We start from the raw sequence: 2,424 nt of genomic DNA on the forward strand, positions 1-2,424 counted from the left end.
GCCGCCGCCGGATGGCGCGCATCCTTCTATGTCTGCGCGATGATCGGGGTTGCCGCCGCTTTGGTCTGGTATGCGGTCGCGCGGGATCGGCCGCAACAGCATCGCGCCGTCAACGCGATGGAACTGGCGCATATCGAGAACGGGCTTCCGCCGATCGACCATGAGCAGAAGACCGCGATCCCCTGGCGCGCGATCCTGCGCAGCCGGAATGTCTGGGGATTGTTCCTGAGCTATTTCGCGTTCGGCTATGTCATCTGGATCTTCTTCAGCTGGTTCTTCATCTATCTCGCCGAAGCGCGCGGGCTCGATCTGAAGTCCAGCGCGATATTCGGCATGGCGCCGTTCCTGGCGATGACCGCCGGATGCCTCATCGGCGGGGTGCTGAACGACGCGATCTCGAGCCGCCTTGGCCTCTATTGGGGCCGATCCGGGCTGGCGATGGCCTCATTCATCCTGACGGGTCTCTTCCTGATCGTCGGTTCGCGCGTCGACAATGTCGCGCTGGCGGTGCTTACGCTCGCGCTCGGCGGCGGCGCGATCTATTTGTCGCAAAGCTCCTTCTGGTCGGTGACCGCAGATATCGCCGGCCCGCACACCGGGGTGGTTTCCGGGCTGATGAACATCGGGTGCCAGATCGGCGGCGCGCTTACCGCTTCGCTCACGCCGTGGATCGCCGCGCATTATGGCTGGACCGCCGCGTTCGGCGCGGGCGCGGGGATCGTGATCGTCGGCACGATCGCATGGGCGGTGGTCGATCCGCGCCGCCTGATCGAAAGCGCGCCGGCGGCTACTGGTGCGAGCGTCGCGATCGCACGGTGATCGGCGGGCGGCCCGGGACGTCCATGAAAATGGTGCCCAGCACGCTTCGCCGCAACCGCACCGACGCGCCCACCGCCGGCGGCGAAATCGCGTTGCTCGCGGTCTCGAACAGCCGGCCGTCGGCGAGCCGGACCTCGAACAGCCCATAACGCAGCGCGGTCACCGCGGCGACGCGCCCGGTCGGCTCGGTCGAAACGGCGGGTGAAGCCGGCGGCGGCGCAGACCGGGCGACCGGACCGGTTGGTGCGGCCGGCGCGGCGGGTGCGGCCGGCGCGGCATTGCTGACCGGCGAAGCGCTCGCCGCCTCGCGCGCATCATAGCAGGAAAGGCGCGCGCCGGGATCGGCCACCGACCGGCAATCCTGTGTCGGCGGCACAGCGATCATGGCAAGCAGCTCGATCCATGAATACACCGACATTCGCATCCCTCCGCAGCTCATCGTTGACGCCGGCCGTCAGGCGCTCGCATTGCGATTGACCGGCAAAGCGAATATCCTATCATATATGATCAAGCGCAATAAGGCGCGACCACATGGAGAGAAAAATGGGGTTCAGGAGATGGTCGGCCGCGATGATGATCTGCGCGGCGAGCGTCGGCACCGCGCAAACCGCCCCGCCCGCGGGCGCGCCGGCGAACGCGCCCCACCCCGCCTTCGCCCCGCCGCCGCCGATGCGCGTCTGGGCGCCCAAGAAGACGCCCTATGCGGATTACAAGGCCCCCAACCGACCGTGGTGGAAATTGTCGGATGTGCTGGCGCTGCACAAAGGTGAGAAAAGCTGGTCGCAGCCGATCGTGCGCAACAAGGACATCGTCGCCGACTGGCACCAGATCGCACCGGGACAGGCCACGCCCCAACTGGCCTATTCCGACAACCGCACCGGCATCATCGTCTGGGATGGCGAGATCACGGTCGCCCTCGCCGGCCAGCCGCCGTTCGTCGCGCGCAAGGGTTTCGAGATCGATATTCCGTTCCGCGTGCCCTTCACCCTGCAGACCGTCGGCGATCGCCCTGCACTCTATTTCGAGATCCACGCCGCGAGCGACATGCCGCTCTATCCCGTCGAGACGACACGGTCGCGTCCCAAGCCCGTCGACGGTTTCGTCTATGAAGAGCGGCTCGCCGTCGGGCCGCCCGGCCAGTTCGATGCGATGAACCGCCCCTATCTCGATTATTTCAAGGAGGTGGTGGCGGGCGGCGCGCGCGCCGGCGCGTTCATCGCCGCGCAGCATATGTTCGTGAACAATATCCGCGGGCGCGCCGTGCCGACGCCGCCGGCATCGAACCTTGGCCATTATCACATCGGTTACGACGAATTCTGGTTCGTCATGGAGGGCAATGTCGACCTTCAGGTGGAAGGCGTGCCGACGTTCACCGCCTCGCCGGGAGACGTCATCTCCGCGGCGCAAGGGCGCTGGCACCGGGCAAGTTTCGGCGGCCCGGAGGGACAGATGGGCACCCGCGTCGCGGTCAATCCCTATCCCGCCGGGCTCCACGGCTATACGGTCGAATCCGGCGGCCGGCAGTAGCTGCCGGCCGCCGCCGCGGGTCATTTCGGTAGGGTCTGGGTGCCGCGCACGGTGAATTCCGCCTGCGCGGTCGGCAGG

3 protein-coding genes are annotated in these 2,424 nt (G+C 67.0%); 2 read left to right on the forward strand and 1 reads right to left on the reverse strand.

All coding sequences use genetic code 11. The features are described 5' to 3' along the window. Nucleotides 1-819, forward strand: an 819-nt coding sequence (locus tag BGN95_RS16020) for an MFS transporter (RefSeq protein ID WP_286773294.1), incomplete at its 5' end; no start/stop codon positions are given. On the opposite strand, the gene BGN95_RS16025 is transcribed toward BGN95_RS16020, so the two are convergent. After that, nucleotides 788-1,237, reverse strand: a complete 450-nt coding sequence (locus BGN95_RS16025; RefSeq protein WP_265311785.1) for a hypothetical protein — start codon at nt 1,235-1,237, stop codon at nt 788-790. The genes BGN95_RS16020 and BGN95_RS16025 overlap by 32 nt on opposite strands. 125 nt (nt 1,238-1,362) lie before the next feature. On the opposite strand from BGN95_RS16025, the gene BGN95_RS16030 reads away from it, so the two are divergent. Then, the gene (locus BGN95_RS16030) at nt 1,363-2,346 is read left to right on the forward strand and encodes a cupin domain-containing protein (RefSeq protein WP_286773295.1); all 984 of its coding nucleotides are present in this window, start codon (nt 1,363-1,365) and stop codon (nt 2,344-2,346) included. The last annotated feature ends 78 nt before the right edge of the window (nt 2,347-2,424 follow it).

Source organism: Sphingomonas sp. 66-10, from assembly GCF_001897045.1.
GTDB lineage: Bacteria > Pseudomonadota > Alphaproteobacteria > Sphingomonadales > Sphingomonadaceae > Sphingomonas > Sphingomonas lycopersici.